The organism is Stenotrophomonas sp. NLF4-10, assembly GCF_022359915.1.
Classification (GTDB): domain Bacteria; phylum Pseudomonadota; class Gammaproteobacteria; order Xanthomonadales; family Xanthomonadaceae; genus Stenotrophomonas; species Stenotrophomonas daejeonensis.
Map to the genome: position 1 here is coordinate 1,463,948 of NZ_JAKSEE010000003.1, position 22,804 is coordinate 1,486,751.

Consider the following 22,804-nt stretch of genomic DNA (forward strand, 5'->3'; position numbering starts at 1 on the left):
GCGCACCAAGGTGCGCTCCTACGAGCGCTCCTGCAGGGGTCAGCCGCCACTCCAGCGTTGGTACAGCGTTGAAAGCTGACCCAGCAACTGCCCCGAGCCGAGGCCGAAGAAGGCCGCCGCGGCGATGCCGGCCAGCCAGTTGAACAGCATCAGCACGCCGTCGCGCTCGATCAGCGCCAGCGCGAACAGCAGCAGCTGGAAACCGAACAGGTAGTTGGTGAAGGGGATCGGCAGCGACAGCAGCACGCCGAGCAGCAGCAACAGCACGCCGCTGAACAGGCGTGCCGGCAGCGGGCACACCAGCGCCGGCAGGCGCGGCCTGAGCAGGCGGTCCAGCAGCCGCAGCGGACGGTCGATCCGGCCCAGGAAGCGCTGCATGGTGCCGCGCTTCGGCCCGCGCCGGGCGATGAAGCCGGGCACCCACGGGCGCGACAGCCCGCACATCATCTGCGCGCCGATCAGCAGCACCAGCGGGCCGCTGACCGCGCCGCCGATGCCGGGGATCGGGATGAACGCGGGCAGGATGGCGACGAACAGGAACACGCCGAACGCGCCTTCGCGCAGGCCGTGCAGGATCTGCCCCACCGGCTGGTGCTGCTCCGGGTCGCCGTGCTCGAACATCGCCAGCAGCGTGCGGATACCCTCGTTGCGGTAGCGGCCGGCGTCGCCTTGCGGCTCAGTCGACGATGTCATCGGTGTCTTCTTCCGGCAGCCTGCGCAGCAGCAGCTTGTCGATGCGGGCGCCGTCCAGGTCGACGATCTCGATGCGCCAGCCGGCCCAGTCGAAGTATTCGCCGGCGCGCGGGATGCGGCCGAAGCTGTGCATGCACATGCCGGCCAGGGTGTAGTAGTCGCCTTCCTCGGCGTCGGGCAGCTCGGCGCCTTCCATCAGCTCGCGCAGGTCGTCGACCGGCAGCGAGCCGTCCACCAGCAGCGAGCCGTCCTCGCGGGTGACCACGAGCGCGTCCTCGTCGGTGTTCTCCACCGCCTGCAGGCGGCCGACCACCGCGCCCATCAGGTCGCTGATCGTCACCAGGCCCTGGATCTCGCCGTATTCGTCCACCACCAGCGCCATCGACTGGTGTTCTTCGCGGAAGATCTCCAGCAGCTTCATCGCGTGGGTGGATTCGGAAACGTACAGGGTCTCGCGCAGGCCGGCGAACATCGACGGCCCGATGCCGTCCAGCCCGTGCGTGACCAGCGTCTTCACCTCGAGGATGCCGGCGATGTCCTGGTCGTTGCCGCGGTACACCGGGTAGCGCGAGAACGCGTGCTCGCGCATGGTTTCCAGGTTCTTCCCCGCATCGGCGGTGGTGTCCAGCCAGGCGATGCGGTTGCGCGGGGTCATCAGGCTGTCGGCGGTGCGGTCGCCCAGGCGCATGACCCGGTTCATCATGTCGCGCTCGTGGCTGTCGATCACGCCGGCCTCGTGGCTCTCGGCCACCAGCATGCGGATTTCCTCTTCGCTGACCGTGGCCGATTCGCTCTTGCCCAGCCCCAGCAGGCGCAGCATCAGCTGGGTGGAGCGTGACAGCAGCCACACGCCCGGCGCGGCGATGCGCGCCAGCCAGCCCATCGGTACCGCGACCACGCCGGCGATGTCCTCCGAACGGGTGATCGCCAGCCGTTTTGGCAGCAGTTCGCCGAAGATCAGCGTCAGGTAGGTGATGAGCGCCACCGCCAGCACCTTGCCGGTGGCATCGGCATAGGTGAAGCCGGGTGCTACCTGGCGCAGCCAGTCGGCAATCCGCAGGCCGATGGATTCGCCGCCGTAGACGCCGGTCAGGATGCCGATCAGGGTGATGCCGATCTGCACCGTGGACAGGAAGTTCTCCGGGCGCTCGGACAGCGCCAGCGCGCGCGCGGCGCGCTTGCTGGAGGCGGCCATCTGCTTGAGCCGGCTCTTGCGCGAGGTCATGACCGACATCTCGGACATGGCGAAGAAGCCGTTGAGCAGGATCAGGGCGAGGACGATCAGGAACTCAAGCACGGGTCACTCCCCGGGTTGGTGGCGGGGAGGGGAAGGGCTGGCGCGGGCGGCAGGGACCGGCAAACGGGGCCTGGCGCGGCGGGGGGGGATAAGGGTCGTCGTCCATAGGCTGCGCCGCACGGGCGCCGGCGCATCTTAGCAAACCGTCGTGAGGAGCCGGCAACCGCCCATTCATGTGTATGGGGACGGGACGCCGGGAATACCCGAGCGGTCATTCAGCCGTCATAATTCCCCCTCGATGCCGCCCCTTCCGCGACGGCGAACAGGTTCCCCATGTTTTCATTGCAGACGATCTTCGGCTCCGGCAAGCAGTTCTACACCTATCTCGACGAGGCCGCCCAGGCTGCCGCCGACGGCGCCAAGGCGCTGCACACGATGATGCGCGAGGCCGACCGCCAGCCGGCGCTGGACGCGTTCAAGCTGGCCCGCCTGCGCGAGCGCGCGGCCTCGGACAAGATCAGCCAGGCGCTGGTGGACAGCTTCATGACCCCGATCGAGCGCGAGGACATCGAGGCGCTGGGTTCGGCCCTCTACAAGATCCCCAAGCAGATCGAGAAGTTCGCCGACCGCTACTCGCTGGCCACCCAGCACCTGGCGCAGATCGACTTCGCCCCGCGCGCGGCGATGCTGGAGCAGGCCGCCGACGTGGTGGTGGAGATGGTCAAGGACCTGCGCCACATGAACATCGACCGGATGACGGCGATGAACGAGAAGCTGCGCGCGCTGGAGAACGAGGCCGACCGGCTGATGCTGGAGCTGTACCGGGAAATCTATTCCGGGCGCCTGGACCACCTGCAGATGTTCCTGCTCAAGGAGTTCTTCGAGATCCTGGAAAAGGCCATCGACCGCTGCCGCGAGGCCGGCGTGGTGGTCTACCAGATCGTATTGAAGAATTCGTGATCGCCATGATGGGGTTCTCGGGCATTTCCGGCTTCGGCGGCAAGGGCACCGGCTGTGCCGGTACCCGCAGGCCGTACTTCCACATCCCCCGTCCCGCCGCAGGGCGGCGGGCCTGCCCCCTTGACTCAAGGGGGCAATCGCGATGCTGACATTAGTGCTGGTGGTGGTGCTGGCCGCGCTCGTCTTCGAGTTCATCAACGGCTTCCACGACACCGCCAACTCCATCGCCACCGTGGTGGCGACCAAGGTGCTCTCGCCCGGCTGGGCGGTGATGCTGGCCGCGGGCATGAACCTGATCGGCGCGCTGACCGGCACCGCTGTGGCGCTGACCATCGCCAACGGCCTGCTCAACGCCGAGGTGGTCGACGTGACCCCGCAGGTGATCCTGTGTGCGCTGCTCGGCGGCATCGTCTGGAACCTGATCACCTGGTGGAAGGGCCTGCCGTCCTCGTCCTCGCACGCGCTGATCGGCGGCCTGTGCGGCGCCGGCCTGGCCGCCGCGCACAACAACTGGGACGCGCTGATCTGGTCGCAGAACCTCGGCAACTGGGCGCAGAACAAGGGCCTGCTGTGGAAGGTGTTCGTGCCGATGATCACCTCGCCGATCGCCGGCTTCGCGCTCGGCATCGTGGTGATGTGCCTGTTGTGGGCGATCATCGCCGGCATGGCGCGCGTCGGCGGCGTGCTGCGGCGGCTGGCGCGGCCGCGCTGGGTCAACGCCTTCTTCGGCAAGGCGCAGATCGCCTCGGCCGCCTACATGGGCTTCGCCCACGGCCACAACGACGCGCAGAAGACGATGGGCATCATCGCCATGACCCTGATCGGCGCCGAGGCCACCGGCGCGCTGGACGACCTGCCGTCGTGGCTGGCGTTCATGCACCCGGACGCGCACGGCGGCGACGGCATCGCCATGTGGATCGTGCTGACCTGCGCGGTGGTGATGGCCGCCGGCACCGCCTCGGGCGGCTGGAAGATCATCAAGACCCTGGGCCACAAGATGGTCAAGCTGCACCCGATCCACGGCTTCGCCGCGGAAACCAGCTCGGCGACGATCCTGACCCTGGCCGCGCATTTCGGCATGCCGGTGTCGACCACCCACAGCATCTCCACCGCGATCATGGGCGTGGGCTTCGCCAAGAACCCGAAGTCGCTGCGCATCGGCGTGATCGAGCGCATCGTCTGGGCGTGGATCCTGACCATCCCGGCGGCCGGTGCCTGCGGCTATTTCGCCCTGCGCCTGTTCGAGATGGCCGGCTGGACCTGACCGCCCTTCCGGAACGCATGAAGAAAGGCCCGCCGGAGACGGCGGGCCTTTGCGTTGGAGAGGCGGCGGCCGGTGGCCGGCGATTTCTCAGTTGCGCTGGTACATCGCCTGCACGTCGCGGCGGAACGCGGCCTGGCTGTCGGCGCGGCTGTAGAACATGTGCCCGCCGGGGTATTCGCGCACCTGCACCCGCTGCGGGTCCTCGCCCATGCTCGGCATCTGGTCCACGGTCAGGATCGAGCCCATGAACGGGCACGACAGGTCGTTCCAGCCGTGCGCGATCAGCACCCGCAGCCGCGGGTCGATGGCCACGGCCTGGCGCAGCTGGGTGACCGCGCCGGCGCGCAGGTCGCCGTTGCGGTCCCACAGCCGGTTCACCTCGTAGCTCAGCGCGTTGTAGCGGGCGTCGACCTTCCAGCCGACCACGCGGGTGACGAAATCCACCATCGCGGTGGTGGTCGGGGCGATGATGCTGTCCAGCAGCGGGTCGTTGGCGCGCTGCTCGGGATCGGTGGGGAACGGGTCGAAGGCGGTGACATTGGAGTCGTAGCGGCTGCCCAGCGTGCCCTTGTCGCGGAATACCTCGCGCAGGTAGGCCTGCGTCTCCAGGCGGCCGCCGGCGCGGCGCACGAACACCGGGTCCAGCCCGGTCAGTTCGGTGACCCTGCGGATCATCGCCTCGGTCGCCTGCGGGTCGGAGCGGCCCTTCATCAGCGCGGTGGCGTAGTCGCCACGGGTGTATTCGACCACCTCGCGCATCGCCTCGTCGGTGAGCCGGCCCTGGCGCTCCAGGTGCGCGGCGGCAATCGAGGGCAGGGTCTGCAGCCATGCCATCGGCGAGACGTCGCTGTTGTCCTCCAGCGTCGGGCTCAGGTACGGCGAGACCAGCACCAGCCCGTTCATCGCCACGCCCAGCCGGGTCTGCAGGTAATGGGTGATGCGCGGGCCGCGGTAGCCGCCGTAGCTCTCGCCGGCCAGGTACTTGCGCGAGGTCAGGCGCTGGTTCTTCAGCAGCCAGTCGTAGACCACCCGTGACAGGTATTCGACGTCGGCGGTGGGGGTGAAGAACTGCTTCCTGGCCTCGTCGTCGGGAATGCGCGAGCGGCTGAAGCCGGTACCGATCGGGTCGATGAACACCAGGTCGGTGAAATCCAGCCAGGTGCCGGGGTTGTCGTGCAGCGTGGCCGGCGCCGAGGCGCTGTCGCCCTCGCTGCCGAAGGCGACCACCTGCGGGCCGATCGCGCCGAGGTTCAGGTAGACCGAGGAGGCGCCGGGGCCGCCGTTGAGGGCGAAGGTGACCGGCCGGTCCTTGCCGGGCATCGTGTAGGCGGTGAACACCACGTCGCCGATGACCTTGCCCTGCGCGTCGCGCACCGGCAGCGAGCCGACGGTGGCGGTGTAGTCGAGGGTACGGCCTTCCAGCCGCATGCTCTGGCGCACCGAGGCATCGGCCGGTAGCGGGGCGGGGGCGGTTGCGGCGGCCTTGTCTTCGCCTTCGGGCTTGTCGGCGGCGAAGGCGGCGGGTGTGGCAAGCGCCAGGGCGCCGGCAAAGGCGAGGTTGCGTAGCAGTGGCATGGAAGGCACCGGGTGAAGGGATGCCCGATGCTAGACCGCGATCCTGATCGGCCGGATGTGCGTAAAGCCATGCCGGGCATGTACGGGAGGATTCAAGGCTCCTCGCCCGATTGCGGGGAAATCAATTCCGCATGCCGTGGATACCCCGCCTCCCGCAGGTGCCGGGCTTGCCCGGCACGGGGTTTGCCGGGAAGGCCCCATGCGGGGCAAGCCCCGCATCTACGTAAATCTCGTGCTCGAATGGCCGGGATCAGACTTCCAGCGAAGCCGCGCCAAGGGGTCCCCACCGGGGTAGCCATGCCTGCGCCGTCGCCACGGCTGATGGCGGTGAATAGCCGAGGTTAAACCTCCAGGGAGGCGAGATCGCCCTTGTTCTCCAGCCACCCCTTTCTATCCGACGCGCGCTTCTTCGCCAGCAGCATGTCCATCAGCGAGCGGGTCTGCTCGTCGTCGTCCACGGTGAGTTGCACCAGCCGGCGCGTATCCGGGTGGATGGTGGATTCGCGCAGCTGCGCCGGGTTCATCTCGCCCAGCCCCTTGAAGCGGGTGACGCTGACCTGGCCGCGGACCTTCTCGCGCTCGATCTTCTCCAGCAGCGAACGCTTTTCCTCCTCGTCCAGCGCGTAGAACACCTGCTTGCCCACGTCCACGCGGAACAGCGGCGGCATCGCCACGAACACGTGGCCGGCATCGACCAGCGCCGGGAAGTGCTTCAGGAACAGCGCCGAGAGCAGGGTGGCGATGTGCAGGCCGTCGGAGTCGGCGTCGGCCAGGATCACGATCTTGCCGTAGCGCAGGCCGGAGATGTCCTCCTTGCCCGGGTCGCAGCCGATGGCGATGGCCAGGTTGTGCACTTCCTCCGAGGCCAGCACGCTGCCGGAAGCCACTTCCCAGGTGTTCAGGATCTTGCCGCGCAGCGGCAGGATCGCCTGGAAGTCCTTGTCGCGCGCCTGCTTGGCGCTGCCGCCGGCCGAATCACCTTCCACCAGGAACAACTCGGTGCGCGACAGGTCCTGCGAAATGCAGTCGGCCAGCTTGCCGGGCAGCGCCGGGCCCTGGGTGACCTTCTTGCGCACCACCAGCTTCTCGGTCTTCAGCCGCGCGCTGGCGCGCTCGATGGCGATCTGGGCGATGCGCTCGCCGACCTCCACGTTCTGGTTCAGCAGCAGGCTGAAGGCATCGTGCGCGGCGCCCTCGACGAAACCGGCGGCCTGGCGCGAGGACAGGCGCTCCTTGGTCTGGCCGGAGAACTGCGGGTCGGTCATCTTCAGCGACAGCACGAACGACACCCGGTCCCAGACGTCCTCCGGCGCCAGCTTGACCCCGCGCGGCAGCAGGTTGCGGAAGTCGCAGAACTCGCGCAGCGCCTCGGTCAGGCCGGTGCGCAGGCCGTTGACGTGGGTGCCGTGCTGGGCGGTGGGGATCAGGTTGACGTAGCTCTCCTGCACCAGCTCGCCTTCCGGCAGCCAGGCCACGGCCCAGTCGACGACTTCGGTTTCCTTCTTCAGGCTGCCGACGAACAGCTCGGCCGGCAGCATCTCGCGTTCGCCCAGCTCGGCCTTCAGGTAATCGCGCAGGCCGTCCTCGTAATGCCAGCTCTCGGTTTCGCCGGTGGCCTCGTCGGTCAGCTTCACCGTCAGCCCGGGGCACAGCACCGCCTTGGCACGCAGCAGGTGGCGCAGCGCGCGCAGGTTGAACTTCGGTGTGTCGAAATACTTCGGGTCGGGCCAGAAGCGCAGGCGGGTGCCGGTGTTCTTCCTGCCCACCGTGCCGACCACTTCCAGCGGGCTGGCGCGGTCGCCGTCGCGGAACGTGATGCGGTGCTCGTTGCCCTCGCGCTTGATGTGGATCTCCACCAGCGTGGACAGCGCGTTGACCACGCTCACGCCGACGCCGTGCAGGCCGCCGCTGAAGGTATAGTTGCGGTTGCTGAACTTGCCGCCGGCATGCAGCCGGGTGAGGATCAGCTCGACGCCGGGGATCTTTTCCTCCGGGTGGATGTCAACTGGCATGCCGCGGCCGTCGTCGCTGACCTCGCAGCTGCCGTCCTTGAACAGGACGACCTCGACGGTCTTCGCGTGCCCGGCCAGCGCCTCGTCCACCGAGTTGTCGATGACCTCCTGCGCCAGGTGGTTCGGGCGGGTGGTGTCGGTATACATGCCGGGACGGCGTTTGACCGGGTCCAGGCCGGAGAGGACTTCGATGTCGGCGGCGTTGTAGCGGGCGTTCATGTATCTCGATGAGGCAGTGCGACGGGCAAGTTTGCGGTCTGCCGGCGGAATTTGCACGCCGGGCATTCAGTGCCGGGAGGGGCGGGCGTGGGTATCCTGCACCGGTCGAGAGGCATGCAACCGGCCCCGTGCGCCGGTGCGAACCCGGAGGATGATGATGAAATCGTCGAAATTGCTGGCCTGGGCAGTGGCCGCCGCCGCCGTCGTGGCGGTACCGCTGGTGATGGCGCAGAGCGCCGCCAACAAGGGCAAGACGGCCGAAGCCGCGCAGGATGCGTCCGCCGACAAGGCGAAGGCCGAGGCCGAGCAGAAGGCCCGGCGCCGTGCCGCGGCCGCCGCGCAGCAGAAGGCCCGGGGCGAGCAGCCGGCCCCGCGCGAGGAAGAGGAAGAAGAGGAAGCCCGCAAGCGTCGCTGACGCGGGTTTCCCGATGGTGGATGGACGCCCCGGCGCTGGCCGGGGCGTCTTTTTTTTGAGGTCGCCGCATCCCGCGCTTGGGTGTTCGCGCGACAACCTTTAAACTAGGGCTTTCCGGGAGGCAAGTGAGCCATGACCCCCCTTATTTTCGTTACCGGCGGCGTGGTGTCCTCGCTTGGCAAGGGCATCGCCGCCGCGTCGCTGGCCTCCATCCTCGAGGCGCGTGGCCTGAAGGTCACGATGATGAAGCTGGATCCGTACATCAACGTCGATCCGGGCACCATGAGTCCCTTCCAGCACGGCGAGGTCTACGTCACCGACGACGGTGCCGAGACCGACCTGGACCTGGGCCACTACGAGCGCTTCGTCCACACCCGGCTGAGCCGCAGGAACTCGGTCACCACCGGGCGCATCTACGAGAACGTGATCCGCAAGGAGCGCCGCGGCGACTACCTCGGCGCCACCGTGCAGGTGATCCCGCACATCACCGACGAAATCCGCCGCTGCATCGACGAGGCCACCCAGGGCTTCGACGTGGCGCTGGTGGAGATCGGCGGCACCGTCGGCGACATCGAATCGCTGCCGTTCCTGGAGGCGATCCGTCAGGTGCGCACCGAGCGCGGCCCGGAGAAGGCGCTGTTCATGCACCTGACGCTGGTGCCGTACATTGGCGCCGCCGGCGAGCTGAAGACCAAGCCGACCCAGCACTCGGTCAAGGAACTGCGCTCGATCGGCATCCAGCCGGACGTGCTGCTGTGCCGTTCCGAGCAGGCCATCCCCGATTCGGAGCGGCGCAAAATCTCCTTGTTCACCAATGTCTCCGAGCGCGCGGTGATCAGCGTGCCGGACGTGGACGTGCTGTACCGCGTGCCGATGGGCCTGCATGCGCAGGGCCTGGACGATATCGTCGTCAACCAGCTCAAGCTCGCCGACAAGGCCGGCCCGGCCGACCTGTCCGAGTGGGAGGCGGTGCTGGATGCGGCGCTGCACCCGCTGGACGAGGTCACCATCGCCGTGGTCGGCAAGTACGTCGATCACCAGGACGCCTACAAGTCGGTGGGCGAGGCGCTCAAGCACGGCGGCCTGCGCCAGCGCACCAAGGTCAACCTCAAGTGGCTGGAAGCGCAGGAACTGGAAGGCTCGGACCTTTCCGCGCTGGACGGCGTCGACGGCATCCTCGTGCCGGGTGGCTTCGGTGACCGCGGTTTCGAGGGCAAGGTGCTCACCTCCCGCCATGCCCGCGAGCACAAGCTGCCGTATTTCGGCATCTGCTACGGCATGCAGGCGGCGGTGGTGGACCATGCCCGCCACGTGGCCGGGCTGGACGGCGCCAACAGTACCGAGAACGACCGGCAGACGCCGCACCCGGTGATCGGCCTGATCACAGAATGGCGCACCGCCAGCGGCGAGGTCGAGAAGCGCGACGAGAAGTCCGACCTCGGCGGCACCATGCGCCTGGGCCTGCAGGAGCAACGGCTGAAGCCGGGTACGCTGGCGCGCGAGTTGTACGGCAAGGACGTGGTGGCCGAGCGCCACCGCCACCGCTACGAGTTCAACAACCGCTACCGCACCCAGTTGGAGGATGCCGGGCTGGTGATCTCCGGCAAGTCGATGGACGACACGCTGGTGGAGGTGGTGGAACTGCCGCGCGACGTGCACCCGTGGTTCCTGGCCTGCCAGGCGCATCCGGAATTCCTGTCCACCCCGCGCGGCGGCCACCCGCTGTTCATCGGTTTCATCCGCGCGGCGCGCGAGAAGAAGGCCGGCGGCAAGTTGCTGAAGGAAGCGCGGGCCTGATGCTTTTTCCTTCTCCCTCCGGGAGAAGGTGCCCCGAAGGGGCGGATGAGGGTGCGGCGTAGTCCATGATGTTTGAATCATCCGGACTTCGTTTCCCCTCACCCCAACCCCTCTCCCGGTGGGAGAGGGGCTTCACTTGTCCCGAACCTCTCTCAATGGGAGAGAGGCTTCAATCACGAGGTAGTTGAATGAAGCTCTGCGGATTCGAAGTCGGCCTGGACCAGCCGCTGTTCCTGATCGCCGGCCCGTGCGTGATCGAGTCGATGCAGTTGCAGCTCGACGTCGCCGGCCAGCTCAAGGAGATCACCGGCAAGTTGGGGATGAACTTCATCTTCAAGTCCAGCTTCGACAAGGCCAACCGCACCTCCGGCACCAGCTTCCGCGGTCCCGGCATGGAGGAAGGGCTGAAGGTGCTGGCCGAGGTGAAGAAGCAGATCGGCGTGCCGGTGCTGACCGACGTGCACGAATACACGCCGATGGACGAGGTGGCCTCGGTCGTGGACGTGCTGCAGACCCCGGCCTTCCTCGTGCGCCAGACCGACTTCATCAAGAAGGTGTGCAGCGCCGGCAAGCCGGTGAACATCAAGAAGGGCCAGTTCCTGTCGCCGTGGGACATGAAGCCGGTCGTCGAGAAGGCCAAGTCCACCGGCAATGCCGACATCATGGTCTGCGAGCGCGGCGCCAGCTTCGGCTACAACAACCTGGTCAGCGACATGCGCTCGCTGGCGGTGATGCGCGACACCGGCTGCCCGGTGGTGTTCGACGCCACCCACTCGGTGCAGCTGCCGGGCGGGCAGGGCGGAAGCTCCGGCGGCCAGCGCGAGTTCGTGCCGGTGCTGGCGCGCGCGGCGGTGGCGGTGGGCGTGGCCGGCCTGTTTGCCGAAACCCACCCGGACCCGTCCAAGGCCCTGTCCGACGGCCCCAATGCGTGGCCGCTGGGCAAGATGGAAGCCTTGCTGGAAACCCTGCTGGCGCTGGATTCGATCACCAAGAAAAACGGGTTTCTCGAAACCACGCTCTGAACCCGAACAATGGCCCGCCCCGCGCGGGCCATTGGTTTTCACGGTAGTGCCGGCCGCTGGCCGGCAACCTCGCATTTCCAGCATTCATGCAGATGCCGGCCAGCGGCCGGCACTACCCCGGCGCTTTCAGCCGCAAGCAACGCGCCGCGCCTGCTGGTGCATCGTTTAAACTGCGGGGCGGTTTCACATTCCGTCCCCTACGAGTCCATCCTGCCGACCATGACCAATATCGCCAAGATCCACGCCCGTGAAATCCTCGACAGCCGCGGCAACCCCACGCTGGAGGCCGAAGTTACCCTGGCCGACGGCTCGTTCGGCCGCGCCGCGGTGCCCTCGGGTGCCTCCACCGGCACCAAGGAGGCAGTGGAACTGCGTGATGGCGACAAGACCCGCTACCTGGGCAAGGGCGTGCGCGACGCGGTGGCCAACGTCAACGGCGCCATCGCCACTGCGCTGAAGGACTTCGACGCCGCCGACCAGGCCGGGCTGGACCGCCGCCTGATCGACCTCGACGGCACCGAGAACAAGGGCCGCCTCGGCGCCAACGCACTGCTGGGCGTGTCGATGGCTGCCGCCCATGCGGTCGCCGCGTCGAGGAAGCAGGCGCTGTGGCAGTACCTGGCGGGCATGACCGGCGCCACGCCGTCGCTGCCGGTACCGATGATGAACATCATCAACGGCGGCGCGCATGCCGACAACAACGTCGACTTCCAGGAATTCATGGTGCTGCCGGTCGGCTTCACCTCGTTCAGCGAGTCGCTGCGCGCCGGCACCGAGATCTTCCACTCGCTGAAGTCGGTGCTGAAGGGCCACGGGCTGAGCACGGCGGTCGGCGACGAGGGCGGCTTCGCCCCGGATTTCCGCAGCAACGTCGAGGCGCTGGACACCATCCTCGAAGCCATCGGCAAGGCCGGCTACACCGCCGGCGAGGACGTGCTGCTGGGCCTGGACGTGGCCTCCAGCGAGTTCTACGAGAACGGCAAGTACAACCTGGTCGGCGAGAACAAGCGCCTGACCTCCGAGCAGTTCGTCGATTTCCTCGCCGACTGGAGCGCGCAGTACCCGATCATCACCATCGAGGACGGCCTGGCCGAGAACGACTGGGCCGGCTGGAAGCTGCTGACCGAGCGCATCGGCGGCAAGGTGCAGCTGGTCGGCGACGACCTGTTCGTCACCAACCCGAAGATCTTCGCCGAGGGCATCGAGTCGGGCACCGCCAACGCGATCCTGATCAAGGTCAACCAGATCGGCACCCTGAGCGAGACGCTGGAGGCCATCGCGATGGCCGACAAGGCGCACTACGCGGCGATCGTCTCGCACCGCTCGGGCGAAACCGAGGACACCACCATCGCCGACATCGCCGTGGCCACCACCGCCACCCAGATCAAGACCGGCTCGCTGTGCCGCAGCGATCGGGTGGCCAAGTACAACCAGCTGCTGCGCATCGAGGAAGCCCTCGGCGCCGGCGCGCGTTACGCCGGGCGTGACGCGTTCGTCTCGCTCAAGCGCTGACGGCCCATGCGCAACTGGCGCTGGCTGTTGCTGGTGCTGGCGGTACTGCTGGCCGGCCTGCAGTACCGCTTCTGGTTCGGCCCGGGCAACTCGGGCGAGGTGATGATGCTCGAGGCCCAGGTCGCCAACCAGAAGCGCGACAACGAAGGCCTGCAGCAGCGCAACGACGCGCTCGCCGCCGAGGTCAAGGACCTGAAGGAAGGCGAGGCCGCGATCGAGGAACGCGCGCGCAGCGAGCTGGGCATGATCAAGCCCGGCGAGAAGTTCTACCGCGTGGTCGAGGACGCGCCGGTCGCAGCGCCGGCGCCGGCCGGCAGCGGCGCGCACGGTGCCGCGACGACGGAGCCGTTGCCGTGAGCACGCAGGTGTGGGCGGTGGTGCCGGCTGCCGGGCGCGGTACCCGCTTCGGCGGGCCGCTGCCCAAGCAGTACCTGTTGGCGGCGGGCGAACCGCTGCTGGCGCACACGCTGGACGCCCTGCTGTCGCACGCGGGCGTGGCCGGGGTGATGGTCGCCATCGCCGAAAACGACGCCGACTGGCCCGGCTGGACCGAACTTGCCGGCAAGCCGGTGCTGACCTGCACCGGCGGCGCCACCCGCGCCGACTCGGTGCTGGCCGGGCTGCAGGCATTGCCGGACAGCGTGCGCGCCGACGACTTCGTGCTGGTGCACGATGCCGCACGCCCGAACCTGCCAGCGGCCGACCTCGGGCGCCTGCTGGAAGTGGGGCGCATCGACCCGGTCGGCGCGATCCTCGCCGCGCCGGTGCGCGATACCCTCAAGCGCGCCGGCGATGACGGCGGCATCGACCGCACCGAGCCGCGCGAGCGCCTGTGGCGCGCATTGACCCCGCAGTTGTTCCGCCGCCACCAGTTGACCCGGGCCCTGCTCGATGCGACCGGCGCCGGCATCGCGGTCACCGACGAGGCGATGGCGATGGAGCGGCAGGGCGCGCGCCCGCTGCTGGTCGAGGGCGACGAATGCAACTTCAAGGTCACCACGCCGGCCGACCTGGCCCGCTTCGAATTCGAGCTGTCGCGCCGCGGCGGCTGATTCCTCCGCCCGGTGCGAGAATGCCGGGCCCGACATGACGTACACGACCGCGATGAATGCCTCCGCTCCTTTTCCGCCCATCCGCATAGGACAGGGCTACGACGTCCATGCCTTCGGCGAGGGCGACCACGTAATGCTCGGCGGCGTGCGCGTACCGCACCGCTGCGGCGTGCTGGCGCACAGTGACGGCGACGTGATCCTGCACGCGCTGTGCGATGCCATGCTCGGCGCGCTGGCGCTGGGCGACATCGGCCAGCATTTCCCGCCCAGTGACGCGCGCTGGAAGGGTGCGGACAGCAGCGATTTCGTCCGCCATTGCAACGGCCTGCTGCGCGAACGCGGCTGGCAGGTGGGCAATGCCGACGTCACCGTGATCTGCGAACGGCCCAAGGTCGGTCCGCATGCATTGGCGATGCGCGGGAAAGTGGCGCAATTGCTGGGCGTGGAACCGGACCGGGTCAGCGTCAAGGCCACCACCAGCGAAAAGCTGGGCTTCACCGGCCGCGAGGAAGGCATCGCCGCGCAGGCGGTGGTGCTGTTGGTGGCGGCATGACCGCACTGCCGCTGGCGTTCGGCGCGCCGCTGCTGGATGCCGTCATCCGCAGCGTACCGGAGGACTTCCAGGTGGACGAACTGCCGGCCTTCGAGGCCAGCGGCGAGGGCGAGCACCTGCTGCTGGAGATCCGCAAGCGCGGCGCGAATACCGTGGCCGTCGCGAAGCGGCTGGCGCAATGGGCCGGCGTGGCGGAGATGGGCGTCAGCTACGCCGGGCAGAAGGATCGCCATGCGGTGACCACGCAGCGCTTCAGCGTGCACCTGCCCAAGCGCGTCGCGCCCGACCTGGCGCTGCTGGAATCGGACGAAATCCACGTGCTCGCCTCGACCTGGCACAACCGCAAGCTGCAACGTGGCGCGCTGGCCGGCAACCGTTTCAGGCTGGTACTGCGGCAAGTGCAGGGCGAGCGCGGGGCAATCGACGAACGCCTGCGGACGATTGCCGCGCGCGGCCTGCCCAACTGGTTCGGCGAACAGCGCTTCGGCCGCGACGGCGGCAACGTGCCGGCCGCGTTGCAGATGTTCGCCGGCCGCCGCATGCGCAGGGACCAGCGCTCGATGCTGCTGTCCGCCGCGCGTTCGGCGTTGTTCAACCGGGTGCTGGCCGCGCGGGTGGAGCAGGGCTGCTGGGATGTCGCGCTGGATGGAGAGGTGTGGATGCTGGACGGCAGCCGCTCGGTCTTCGGCCCAGAGCCGATGAACGACGCGCTGGCCGAGCGGCTGGCGCGTTTCGACATCCATCCCAGCGGACCCTTGTGGGGCGCGGGCGAGCTGCGCAGCACCGGCAAGGCACTGGAACTGGAGCAGGCGGCACTGGCCGACGAGCAGGCGCTGGCATTGCGCGTGGGGCTGGAACAGGCCGACCTGAAGCAGGAACGCCGCGCCCTGCGGCTGCGCCCGGCATCGATGCAGCACGCATGGTTGCAGGACGACGCGTTGGAGCTGTCCTTCGCATTGCCACCCGGGTGCTACGCCACTGCGGTGCTGCACGAACTGGGCAGCGTGGTTGAAGCCCAACGTCCATAGCCGCTCGTGGTGGCGACGACATGGGTCGTGGATGCGGGGCAAGCCCCGCATCTACGGAAGATGTGGGCGCCTTTGCAGGTGCCGGGCTTGCCCGGTACATGGCTTCATCGGCAAGCCCCGAAGTGGCCCCCGCTGGGACGAGGGTAGGCCGGGGCTACGCCCCCGGCGCTCCGACGGGCTGCGCAAGGCCTGTTGTTTTACATTCCAGAGCGCCGGGGGCGTAGCCCCGGCCTACGGAGCATGTGCGGTGCACGGATCAGCGCTGCGCCAGCAACACCAGCACCGCGCCGGTGCCGCCCTGCGCGGCGGGGGCCGAATGGAAGGCCAGCACGTCGTTGCGCTGGCGCAGCAGGCGGTCGACCAGGTTCTTCAATACCGGTACGCCGCCGTCGGCCTGCAGGCCCTTGCCGTGGATGATGCGCACGCAGCCATGGCCGTGGTCGTGCGCCTCCAGCAGGAACTGCCGCAGCAACTGCTCGGCCTGCACGGTGTTGGCGCCGTGCAGGTCCAGTTCGTCCTGCACGGAGTATTGGCCGCGCTTGAGGCGCTGGAACATGCGCGGCGGCAGGTTGTCGCGGCGGTAGCTGGCGACGTCGCCGGCTTCCAGCGGCGCGCTCGAATGCAGCAGCCGGGCGAACTCGCCCAGTGCCTGCGCCTCGTCCTGCTCGGCCATGCGCGCGCGCGGCTTCGGGCGCGGCTTTTCGACGGCCGGCGTTTCCACCTTGCGCAATGGCGTCACTGCGCCGATGGCGGCGCGGAACAGGGCGCCATCGTCTTCGTCCTGCGGGTCTGACATGGGCACAGCGTAACGCGTGCGCCCGCGCGCCGCCGCCATCGCGGGGGAGCCGGGTGGCGCATTCCGGTATCATGGGCAATCACGGTCGGGCCGGCCGGTGCTCCATGCACCACCGGCACGGCAGCAGGCGGCGAGGCAGGAGGGCGCCGCCATCGATTCACCGATTCAGGTCTTCAATGCGCGTACTTGTAAGCAACGACGACGGCGTGGACGCCCCCGGCATCAGGATGCTCGCCGACGAGCTGCGCGCGGCCGGGCACGAGGTCACCGTGGTGGCCCCGGACCGCGACCGCTCCGGCGCCAGCAATTCCCTCACCCTCGACCGGCCGGTGCGGCTGCGCCGGATCGACCACTACACCTGCGCGGTGGCCGGCACGCCCACCGACTGCGTGCACCTGGCGCTGACCGGCATGCTGGAGCACGAGCCGGACATCGTGGTCTCGGGCATCAACGATGCCGCCAACCTCGGTGACGACGTGATCTATTCCGGCACCGTGTCGGCGGCGATGGAAGGGCGCTTCCTCGGCCTGCCGTCGGTGGCGGTGTCGCTGGTCACGCACCGGCACGAGGCGAAGAATTTCCGCAGCGCGGCGCGCGCGGCGGTGGCGATCGTGGCGCGGCTGAAGGCCGACCCGCTACCGGCCGACACCATCCTCAACGTCAACGTGCCGGACCTGCCATGGGAGGAAATCCGCGGCTTCGAGGTCACCCGGCTGGGCAACCGCCACCGGGCCGAGGGCTGCATCCCCGCCACCGACCCGCGCGGCAACACCGTCTACTGGATCGGCCCGGCCGGTTCCGAGCAGGATGCCGGGCCCGGCACCGATTTCCATGCCGTGCGCAGCGGCCACGTCTCCATCACCCCGATCCAGGTGGACCTGACCCGCTACGAAGCGCTGGAAAAGGTCGCCAGTTGGGTGGGCGGGCTGTCGGCGACGCTGGGGCGGCCGGCATGACGCCACGCCTGCGTCTTTCCCCCGAGGCGGTCGGCAGCGGCATGACCTCGCAGCGGGTGCGCGACCGGCTGGTCGAGCGCCTGCGCGACGGCGCCCACAGCGGTGGCGGCATCGGCAACGAGAACGTGCTCAACGCGATACGGATGGTGCCGCGCCACCTGTTCATCGATGAAGCGCTGGCCTCGCGCGCCTACGAGGATACCGCGCTGCCGATCGGCCACGGCCAGACCATCTCACAGCCGTGGGTGGTGGCGCGGATGACCGAGGCGGTGCTGGCGGTTGCGCCGAAGACCGTGCTGGAGGTGGGTACCGGCTCCGGCTACCAGGCCGCGATCCTGGCTGCGCTGGGGCTGGAGGTGTTCACCGTCGAGCGCATCGGCGACCTGCTGCGGCAGGCCCGCAAGCGCTTCCGGCAGTTGGGCATGAACGTCCGCAGCAAGCACGACGATGGCCGCATCGGCTGGCCGGAGCATGGCCCCTATGACGCGATCGTGGTCACCGCCGCCGCGCCGGCGCTGGTCGATGCGCTGATCGAACAGCTCGCCATCGGCGGCCGGCTGGTGGCGCCGGTGGGCGGCTCCGGCGGGCAGGCGCTGCTGCAGCTCACCCGGCAGGCCGACGGCGGCATCGTGCAGGAGGAACTGGCCCCGGTCAGCTTCGTGCCGTTGCTGTCGGGCATGCTGGATTGAACGCGCGCAACGGTACGGGAACGCATTGACGATGAAGATTTTCGGCCCGCTGTACGACCGCGCGCTGTACTGGGCCGGCCACGAGCGCGCGCCCACCTACCTGACCGTGCTCAGCTTCGTCGAGGCCATCATCTTCCCGGTGATGCCCGAGGTAATGCTGATGCCGATGTGCGTGGCGCAGCCGCGCAAGGGCTGGCGCCTGGCGACGATGAGCCTGGCCGCCTCGATGCTGGGTGCGCTGGTGGGCTACGCACTGGGGCATTACGCGTTCGAGGCGCTCAAGCCGCTGTTCGCGATGCTGGGCATGCTGCCGGCGATCGAATCGGGCATCGCCACCCTGCAGGCGAAGATGGCCGAGTCGCCGTGGGCGGTGTTCACCTTCCTGGTGCTGGGCGGGTTCATGCCGATCCCGATGAAGGTATTCACCTGGGCTTCCGGTATCGTCGGCGTGCCGCTGCCGCAATACGTGTTGAGCATGCTGGTCGGGCGCGGCAAGCGGGTCTACCTGCTGGCCGCGGTGATCCGCTTCGGCGGCGCGCGCGCGGCCGAAGCGCTGCGGCGCTGGATCGAACCGCTGGGCTGGGTGGCGACCGCGTTGGTCGCCCTGCTGGCGGGCTGGTTGATATGGAGGGCGAAATTCGCATGAGCGTAGACCTGATGTCCAAGGCAATCCGCAACACGCTGGCAGCGTCGCTGGCGGTGACCCTGGCCGCATGTGGCACCGCCACGGTGGTCAAGCCGACGGGCGCCGCTTCGTCGGCATCCAGGACCACGCCACGCACCTCGGTGCCCAAGCCGGGGCAGACCGCGGTGGTGCGCCGCGGCGACACGCTGTATGCGCTGGCCCGCCTGCACAACATCACCCCGGCCGACCTGGCCGCCTGGAACGGCCTGTCCGCGCCCTACACCATCTATCCGGGGCAGTCGTTGCGGCTGTATCCGGGCAGCGGCACCGCTGCCACGCGGCCGGCGGTCGGCGGCACCACGGCGACTCCCGCACGGACGCCGGCGCCGGCGACCCCGGCGCCGGTCAACAGCGGCATCGGCTGGCGCTGGCCGGCCGACGGCGTGCTGGTCGGGCGTTTCGCCGCCGGCGAAACCACCAAACAGGGCATCGACATCGCCGGTGCCAGTGGCGACAGCGTGCGCGCGGCCGGGCCGGGCGTGGTGGTCTATTCCGGCGCGGGGCTGGTGGGCTACGGCGAGCTGATCATCATCAAGCACAACGACCAGTGGCTGTCGGCCTACGGCCACAACCGCAAGCGGCTGGTCAACGAGGGCCAGAGCGTCAAGGCCGGCGAGCAGATCGCGGAAATGGGCCGCACCGGCACCACCCGCGACATGCTGCACTTCGAGATCCGCTACAACGGCAAGCCGGTGGACCCGCTGGGTTACCTGCCGAAGAAATAAGGCCCGGTAGCTGCGTGGGTTGCGGGGCTTTCGCCGGGAAAACCCGCATGGGGCAAGCCCCATGCCTACGATTGCCTTCACCGGGTGAGTAGGTCGGGGCTACGCCCCCGACGGCATGGCCTCAGCCGCCGCCCGCTTCGAGCATGAACGCCGCCACCACGCGGCGGTTCTCGCTGGCCAGCACGTTGAAGGTGCGCGCGGCCGAGGCGTTGTTCATCACCTCGATGCCGATGCCGCGGGTCAGGCAGGCGGCCATGATTTCCGCCGGCGGGAACACCTGCTGCTCGCCGGTGCCGAGGATGAACACCGCCGGGTTCTGCTCCAGTACCGGGGCGAGGTCGCCCACGGTCAGCTGCCGGGCCGAGGTGACCGGCCAGTCCTCGACCAGTTGATCGGGGGCGAGCAGGAAGCTGCGGGTCAGCAGCAGGTCGTTGACCCGCGCCTGCCGGCCGCTGGCCGCGCGCAGGCTGTAGGTGTAGTCGGGCAGTTCGCGGCTCAGCTGCATGGCGTGCCCCGGCCGCTCAGTTGCGCGGCAGGATGATCTGGCGCTTTTCCTTCGCCGGGCGGTACAGCACGGCGACGTGGCCGATGCGCTGCACCAGTGCGCCGCCGCTGGTCCGGACCAGTTCGTCCACCATCGCCTCGCGCGCTTCGCGGTCTTCCGCGGCCACCTTCACCTTGATCAGTTCGTGGCGCTCCAGCACCTCGTCCAGTTCCGCCAGGAAGGCGGGGGTGACCCCCTTGCCGCCGATCTGCAGCAGCGCTTTCAGGTCGTGGGCCATGCCGCGCAGGAATCGGTTCTGGGCCGGGGTGAGGACGATGGACATGCAGGGTTTACGGGTCATCAAGGGGGTTCAGGGTATCATGCCGGCCCCTCAGAGCCCCATTGCCGATGTCCCGCAGCAAGAGCAGTCAACGCTGGTTGAAGGAGCATTTTTCCGACCCCTTCGTGAAGAAGGCGCAGGCCGAGGGCATGCGTTCGCGCGCGGCCTACAAGCTGGAGGAGCTGCTCGAACGCGACCGCCTGCTGAAGCCGCACATGGTGGTCGTCGACCTGGGCGCGGCGCCGGGCGGTTGGTCGCAGCAGGTACGGCGACAGATGGGCGATACCGGCCGGGTGCTGGCGCTGGACATCCTGGAGATGCCGCCTCTGGCCGGGGTGGAGTTCCTGCACGGCGATTTCCGCGAGGACGAGGTGCTGGCGCGGTTCGAGGCCATGCTCGGCGACCAGCCGGTGGACCTTGTTTTGTCGGACATGGCCCCCAACAAGAGTGGCATGGACGCGGTGGACCAGCCGCGGATGATGCATCTGGCTGAACTTGCAATGGATTTTGCCGATAACCACCTCAAGCCGGGTGGTGCGTTCCTGATCAAGCTGTTCCAGGGCGTCGGCTTCGACGACTACGTGCGGGAGATGCGCCGCCGCTACGACAAGGTCGTGATCCGCAAGCCGGAGGCCTCGCGCAAGCGTTCACCCGAGGTTTATGCCCTGGGCCAGAGCAAGCGCGCGCAGATAAAGTAAGCTCGACCCCATACGAATCGCGTCAGAAAGCCAGAGGAACACCGGAGCCGATGAGGATGAACGACCTGACCAAGAACCTCCTGCTATGGGTGGTTGTCGCCGTCGTGCTGATGGTGGTGTTCCAGAGCTTCGCCCCGCGCGGCGGCACGCCGACCGTCGGCGACGCCAGCAATTACACCCAGTTCCTGCAGGAAGTGGACGCCGGGCGGATCAAGTCGGTGGAGTTCACCGACGACACCACCCTGACCACCAACGCCATCCGCTACCGGCGCAACGACGGCACCGAGGGCTCGCTGTACGCGCCGCGCGACGAGAAGCTGATCGACCAGCTGTACACCAAGAAGGTCGACATCGTGCGCATGAAGCCGGCCACCGGGCCGAGCTTCTGGAGCATCGCGCTGCAGTTCCTGCCGGTGCTGCTGCTGATCGGTTTCTGGATCTTCATGATGCGGCAGATGCAGGGCGGTGGCGGCGGCGCCAAGGGCGCGATGTCCTTCGGCAAGTCGCGGGCCAAGCTGCAGGGCGAGGACCAGATCAAGGTGACCTTCGCCGACGTCGCCGGCTGCGACGAGGCCAAGGAGGAAGTGGGCGAGCTGGTCGAGTTCCTGCGCGACCCGTCGCGCTTCACCAAGCTTGGCGGCAAGATCCCGCGCGGCGTGCTGATGGTCGGCCCGCCCGGCACCGGCAAGACCCTGCTGGCGCGCGCGATCGCCGGCGAAGCCAAGGTGCCGTTCTTCAGCATCTCCGGCTCGGATTTCGTGGAGATGTTCGTCGGCGTCGGCGCCAGCCGCGTGCGCGACATGTTCGAGCAGGCCAAGAAGCATGCGCCGTGCATCATCTTCATCGACGAGATCGACGCGGTCGGCCGCCATCGCGGTTCCGGCATGGGCGGTGGCCACGACGAGCGCGAGCAGACCCTGAACCAGATGCTGGTGGAGATGGACGGCTTCGAGGGCGGCGAGGGCGTGATCGTGATCGCCGCCACCAACCGCCCCGACGTGCTCGACAAGGCGCTGCTGCGTCCGGGCCGCTTCGACCGCCAGGTCATGGTCGGCCTGCCCGACATCAAGGGCCGCGAGCAGATCCTGCGCGTGCACCTGCGCAAGGTGCCGGCCGCCGACGACGTCAAGCCGGAAGTGCTGGCGCGCGGTACCCCGGGTTTCTCCGGCGCGGACCTTGCCAACCTGGTCAACGAGGGCGCCCTGTTTGCCGCACGCCGCAACAAGCAGGAAGTGGGCATGCAGGACTTCGAGGACGCCAAGGACAAGATCTACATGGGTCCGGAGCGCCGCAGCATGGTCATGCGCGAGGACGAGCGCCGCAACACCGCCTACCACGAGTCGGGCCATGCGGTGGTCGCCATGACCCTGCCCAAGGCCGACCCGGTGCACAAGGTGACGATCATGCCGCGCGGCTGGGCGCTGGGCGTGACCTGGCAGCTGCCCGAGCACGACCACATCAGCAAGTACAAGGACCGCATGCTGGAAGAGCTGGCGATCCTGTTCGGCGGCCGCATCGCCGAGGAGATCTTCGTCGGGCAGATGTCCACCGGCGCCTCCAACGACTTCGAGCGCGCCACCAAGCTGGCCCGCGGCATGGTCACCAAGTACGGCATGTCCGACGTGCTCGGCACGATGGTCTATGCCGACGACGAAGGCGGCTATGGCATGCACAGCAAGACCATCTCCGAGGCCACTCAACAGAAGGTGGACGCGGAGATCCGCCGCATCCTCGACGAGCAGTACCACGTCGCGCGCAGCATCCTGGAAGACAAGCGCGACATCGTCGAGGCGATGACCGCCGCGCTGCTGGAGTGGGAAACCATCGACGCCGAGCAGGTCAAGGCGATCATGGAAGGGCGCAAGCCCGAACCGCCGGCCGGCTGGGTGGACAAGCCCAAGAGCGACCCGTCGGACAGCGACAAGGGGGGCGACGAGCATCCGGTCGCGCCGATCAGCGATCCGGCCGGGCAGCACTGAATCCTGCCGCTGCGATGAAATGGAACGGGCCGGATTTTCCGGCCCGTTTGCTTTCATGTCGATTCCTTCTCCCTGCGGGAGACAGCCCGGCAGGACTGCCGGGCTGCGCGGCG

Annotated in this window: 23 protein-coding genes; 16 read left to right on the plus strand and 7 right to left on the minus strand. The window is 68.4% G+C overall.

From position 1 onward, the window contains the following. Window positions 1–39: 39 nt before the first annotated feature. Both MIC98_RS06910 and MIC98_RS06915 read right to left on the minus strand, forming a co-directional pair. Window positions 40–693 carry an exopolysaccharide biosynthesis protein gene (locus tag MIC98_RS06910; RefSeq protein ID WP_057641439.1) on the minus strand — a complete coding sequence of 218 codons (654 nt, stop codon included), beginning with the start codon at window positions 691–693 and terminating at the stop codon, window positions 40–42. Next, window positions 677–1,990 (minus strand): hemolysin family protein, encoded by a 1,314-nt coding sequence (locus MIC98_RS06915; RefSeq protein WP_057641438.1) that lies wholly within the window; start codon window positions 1,988–1,990, stop codon window positions 677–679. Before MIC98_RS06915 ends, MIC98_RS06910 begins: the two co-directional genes overlap by 17 nt. A 273-nt stretch (window positions 1,991–2,263) precedes the next feature. Between MIC98_RS06915 and MIC98_RS06920 the strand changes: the two genes are divergently transcribed. After that, window positions 2,264–2,890 carry a DUF47 family protein gene (locus tag MIC98_RS06920; protein WP_239736613.1) on the plus strand — a complete coding sequence of 209 codons (627 nt, stop codon included), beginning with the start codon at window positions 2,264–2,266 and terminating at the stop codon, window positions 2,888–2,890. A gap of 142 nt (window positions 2,891–3,032) precedes the next feature. Continuing rightward, entirely contained in the window at window positions 3,033–4,154 is a 1,122-nt protein-coding gene (locus tag MIC98_RS06925; RefSeq protein ID WP_239736614.1) for an inorganic phosphate transporter, read from the plus strand. An 87-nt stretch (window positions 4,155–4,241) separates the two neighbouring features. On the opposite strand, the gene MIC98_RS06930 is transcribed toward MIC98_RS06925, so the two are convergent. After that, window positions 4,242–5,729: a peptidase S10 gene (locus MIC98_RS06930; protein ID WP_239736615.1), complete on the minus strand. Its 1,488-nt coding sequence runs from the start codon at window positions 5,727–5,729 to the stop codon at window positions 4,242–4,244. A 341-nt stretch (window positions 5,730–6,070) separates the two neighbouring features. Continuing rightward, a complete protein-coding gene (gene parE, locus MIC98_RS06935; RefSeq protein ID WP_239736616.1) occupies window positions 6,071–7,960 on the minus strand; it encodes a DNA topoisomerase IV subunit B in 1,890 nt (629 codons plus the stop codon). Between the two features lie 157 nt (window positions 7,961–8,117). Here parE and MIC98_RS06940 point away from each other — a divergent pair, with 157 nt between their 5' ends. The 8 genes from MIC98_RS06940 (at window position 8,118) to truD (ending at window position 15,339) form a co-directional block, all read left to right on the plus strand. Further along, window positions 8,118–8,375, plus strand: coding sequence for a hypothetical protein (locus tag MIC98_RS06940; protein WP_057641476.1), 258 nt, complete (start codon window positions 8,118–8,120; stop codon window positions 8,373–8,375). Between the two features lie 132 nt (window positions 8,376–8,507). Next, window positions 8,508–10,172, plus strand: coding sequence for a CTP synthase (locus MIC98_RS06945; protein WP_239736617.1), 1,665 nt, complete (start codon window positions 8,508–8,510; stop codon window positions 10,170–10,172). A gap of 188 nt (window positions 10,173–10,360) precedes the next feature. After that, window positions 10,361–11,194, plus strand: coding sequence for a 3-deoxy-8-phosphooctulonate synthase (kdsA, locus tag MIC98_RS06950; protein WP_239736618.1), 834 nt, complete (start codon window positions 10,361–10,363; stop codon window positions 11,192–11,194). 219 nt (window positions 11,195–11,413) lie between these two features. After that, window positions 11,414–12,706, plus strand: a complete 1,293-nt coding sequence (gene eno, locus MIC98_RS06955) for a phosphopyruvate hydratase (RefSeq protein ID WP_057641431.1) — start codon at window positions 11,414–11,416, stop codon at window positions 12,704–12,706. 6 nt (window positions 12,707–12,712) lie between these two features. Further along, window positions 12,713–13,063, plus strand: coding sequence for a cell division protein FtsB (ftsB, locus tag MIC98_RS06960; RefSeq protein WP_057641430.1), 351 nt, complete (start codon window positions 12,713–12,715; stop codon window positions 13,061–13,063). Beyond that, window positions 13,060–13,758: a 2-C-methyl-D-erythritol 4-phosphate cytidylyltransferase gene (gene ispD, locus MIC98_RS06965; RefSeq protein ID WP_239736619.1), complete on the plus strand. Its 699-nt coding sequence runs from the start codon at window positions 13,060–13,062 to the stop codon at window positions 13,756–13,758. The genes ftsB and ispD overlap by 4 nt, the downstream gene beginning before the upstream one ends. A 52-nt stretch (window positions 13,759–13,810) precedes the next feature. Beyond that, window positions 13,811–14,311: a 2-C-methyl-D-erythritol 2,4-cyclodiphosphate synthase gene (gene ispF / locus MIC98_RS06970; protein WP_057641428.1), complete on the plus strand. Its 501-nt coding sequence runs from the start codon at window positions 13,811–13,813 to the stop codon at window positions 14,309–14,311. Next, window positions 14,308–15,339 (plus strand): tRNA pseudouridine(13) synthase TruD, encoded by a 1,032-nt coding sequence (truD, locus tag MIC98_RS06975; RefSeq protein ID WP_239736620.1) that lies wholly within the window; start codon window positions 14,308–14,310, stop codon window positions 15,337–15,339. The genes ispF and truD overlap by 4 nt, the downstream gene beginning before the upstream one ends. 256 nt (window positions 15,340–15,595) lie before the next feature. On the opposite strand, the gene MIC98_RS06980 is transcribed toward truD, so the two are convergent. Further along, window positions 15,596–16,135, minus strand: coding sequence for a Smr/MutS family protein (locus MIC98_RS06980; RefSeq protein ID WP_239736621.1), 540 nt, complete (start codon window positions 16,133–16,135; stop codon window positions 15,596–15,598). Window positions 16,136–16,311: 176 nt separating this feature from the next. On the opposite strand from MIC98_RS06980, the gene surE reads away from it, so the two are divergent. The 4 genes from surE to MIC98_RS07000 are packed head-to-tail and all read left to right on the plus strand — an operon-like array spanning window position 16,312 to window position 19,190. Continuing rightward, window positions 16,312–17,091, plus strand: coding sequence for a 5'/3'-nucleotidase SurE (gene surE / locus MIC98_RS06985; RefSeq protein WP_057640604.1), 780 nt, complete (start codon window positions 16,312–16,314; stop codon window positions 17,089–17,091). Continuing rightward, on the plus strand, window positions 17,088–17,780 hold the full coding sequence (locus tag MIC98_RS06990) for a protein-L-isoaspartate(D-aspartate) O-methyltransferase (RefSeq protein WP_239736622.1): 693 nt from the start codon (window positions 17,088–17,090) through the stop codon (window positions 17,778–17,780). Before surE ends, MIC98_RS06990 begins: the two co-directional genes overlap by 4 nt. Before the next feature lie 31 nt (window positions 17,781–17,811). Continuing rightward, a complete protein-coding gene (locus MIC98_RS06995) occupies window positions 17,812–18,426 on the plus strand; it encodes a YqaA family protein (RefSeq protein WP_057640606.1) in 615 nt (204 codons plus the stop codon). Then, complete coding sequence (locus tag MIC98_RS07000; RefSeq protein WP_239736623.1) at window positions 18,405–19,190, plus strand: peptidoglycan DD-metalloendopeptidase family protein; 786 nt, start codon at window positions 18,405–18,407, stop codon at window positions 19,188–19,190. The genes MIC98_RS06995 and MIC98_RS07000 overlap by 22 nt, the downstream gene beginning before the upstream one ends. Before the next feature lie 121 nt (window positions 19,191–19,311). Here MIC98_RS07000 and MIC98_RS07005 read toward each other — a convergent pair whose 3' ends face one another. Then, window positions 19,312–19,695: an Mth938-like domain-containing protein gene (locus tag MIC98_RS07005; RefSeq protein WP_239736624.1), complete on the minus strand. Its 384-nt coding sequence runs from the start codon at window positions 19,693–19,695 to the stop codon at window positions 19,312–19,314. Between the two features lie 16 nt (window positions 19,696–19,711). Further along, entirely contained in the window at window positions 19,712–20,017 is a 306-nt protein-coding gene (gene yhbY, locus MIC98_RS07010; protein ID WP_057640609.1) for a ribosome assembly RNA-binding protein YhbY, read from the minus strand. A gap of 59 nt (window positions 20,018–20,076) precedes the next feature. Between yhbY and rlmE the strand changes: the two genes are divergently transcribed. After that, entirely contained in the window at window positions 20,077–20,712 is a 636-nt protein-coding gene (rlmE, locus tag MIC98_RS07015) for a 23S rRNA (uridine(2552)-2'-O)-methyltransferase RlmE (protein WP_211258184.1), read from the plus strand. A gap of 56 nt (window positions 20,713–20,768) precedes the next feature. Further along, window positions 20,769–22,691, plus strand: a complete 1,923-nt coding sequence (gene ftsH, locus MIC98_RS07020) for an ATP-dependent zinc metalloprotease FtsH (RefSeq protein WP_239736625.1) — start codon at window positions 20,769–20,771, stop codon at window positions 22,689–22,691. The last annotated feature ends 113 nt before the right edge of the window (window positions 22,692–22,804 follow it).

What these genes read in the sequence shown, in the direction of transcription:
- MIC98_RS06910 (WP_057641439.1), bottom strand. Translation starts at nt 693, where the DNA reads ATGACATCGTCGACTGAGCCGCAAGGCGACGCCGGCCGCTACCGCAAC.
- MIC98_RS06920 (WP_239736613.1), top strand. Translation starts at nt 2,264, where the DNA reads ATGTTTTCATTGCAGACGATCTTCGGCTCCGGCAAGCAGTTCTACACC.
- MIC98_RS06925 (WP_239736614.1), top strand. Translation starts at nt 3,033, where the DNA reads ATGCTGACATTAGTGCTGGTGGTGGTGCTGGCCGCGCTCGTCTTCGAG.
- MIC98_RS06930 (WP_239736615.1), bottom strand. Translation starts at nt 5,729, where the DNA reads ATGCCACTGCTACGCAACCTCGCCTTTGCCGGCGCCCTGGCGCTTGCC.
- parE (WP_239736616.1), bottom strand. Translation starts at nt 7,960, where the DNA reads ATGAACGCCCGCTACAACGCCGCCGACATCGAAGTCCTCTCCGGCCTG.
- MIC98_RS06940 (WP_057641476.1), top strand. Translation starts at nt 8,118, where the DNA reads ATGAAATCGTCGAAATTGCTGGCCTGGGCAGTGGCCGCCGCCGCCGTC.
- MIC98_RS06945 (WP_239736617.1), top strand. Translation starts at nt 8,508, where the DNA reads ATGACCCCCCTTATTTTCGTTACCGGCGGCGTGGTGTCCTCGCTTGGC.
- kdsA (WP_239736618.1), top strand. Translation starts at nt 10,361, where the DNA reads ATGAAGCTCTGCGGATTCGAAGTCGGCCTGGACCAGCCGCTGTTCCTG.
- eno (WP_057641431.1), top strand. Translation starts at nt 11,414, where the DNA reads ATGACCAATATCGCCAAGATCCACGCCCGTGAAATCCTCGACAGCCGC.
- ftsB (WP_057641430.1), top strand. Translation starts at nt 12,713, where the DNA reads ATGCGCAACTGGCGCTGGCTGTTGCTGGTGCTGGCGGTACTGCTGGCC.
- ispF (WP_057641428.1), top strand. Translation starts at nt 13,811, where the DNA reads ATGAATGCCTCCGCTCCTTTTCCGCCCATCCGCATAGGACAGGGCTAC.
- truD (WP_239736620.1), top strand. Translation starts at nt 14,308, where the DNA reads ATGACCGCACTGCCGCTGGCGTTCGGCGCGCCGCTGCTGGATGCCGTC.
- MIC98_RS06980 (WP_239736621.1), bottom strand. Translation starts at nt 16,135, where the DNA reads ATGTCAGACCCGCAGGACGAAGACGATGGCGCCCTGTTCCGCGCCGCC.
- surE (WP_057640604.1), top strand. Translation starts at nt 16,312, where the DNA reads ATGCGCGTACTTGTAAGCAACGACGACGGCGTGGACGCCCCCGGCATC.
- MIC98_RS06990 (WP_239736622.1), top strand. Translation starts at nt 17,088, where the DNA reads ATGACGCCACGCCTGCGTCTTTCCCCCGAGGCGGTCGGCAGCGGCATG.
- MIC98_RS06995 (WP_057640606.1), top strand. Translation starts at nt 17,812, where the DNA reads ATGAAGATTTTCGGCCCGCTGTACGACCGCGCGCTGTACTGGGCCGGC.
- MIC98_RS07000 (WP_239736623.1), top strand. Translation starts at nt 18,405, where the DNA reads ATGGAGGGCGAAATTCGCATGAGCGTAGACCTGATGTCCAAGGCAATC.
- MIC98_RS07005 (WP_239736624.1), bottom strand. Translation starts at nt 19,695, where the DNA reads ATGCAGCTGAGCCGCGAACTGCCCGACTACACCTACAGCCTGCGCGCG.
- yhbY (WP_057640609.1), bottom strand. Translation starts at nt 20,017, where the DNA reads ATGTCCATCGTCCTCACCCCGGCCCAGAACCGATTCCTGCGCGGCATG.
- ftsH (WP_239736625.1), top strand. Translation starts at nt 20,769, where the DNA reads ATGAACGACCTGACCAAGAACCTCCTGCTATGGGTGGTTGTCGCCGTC.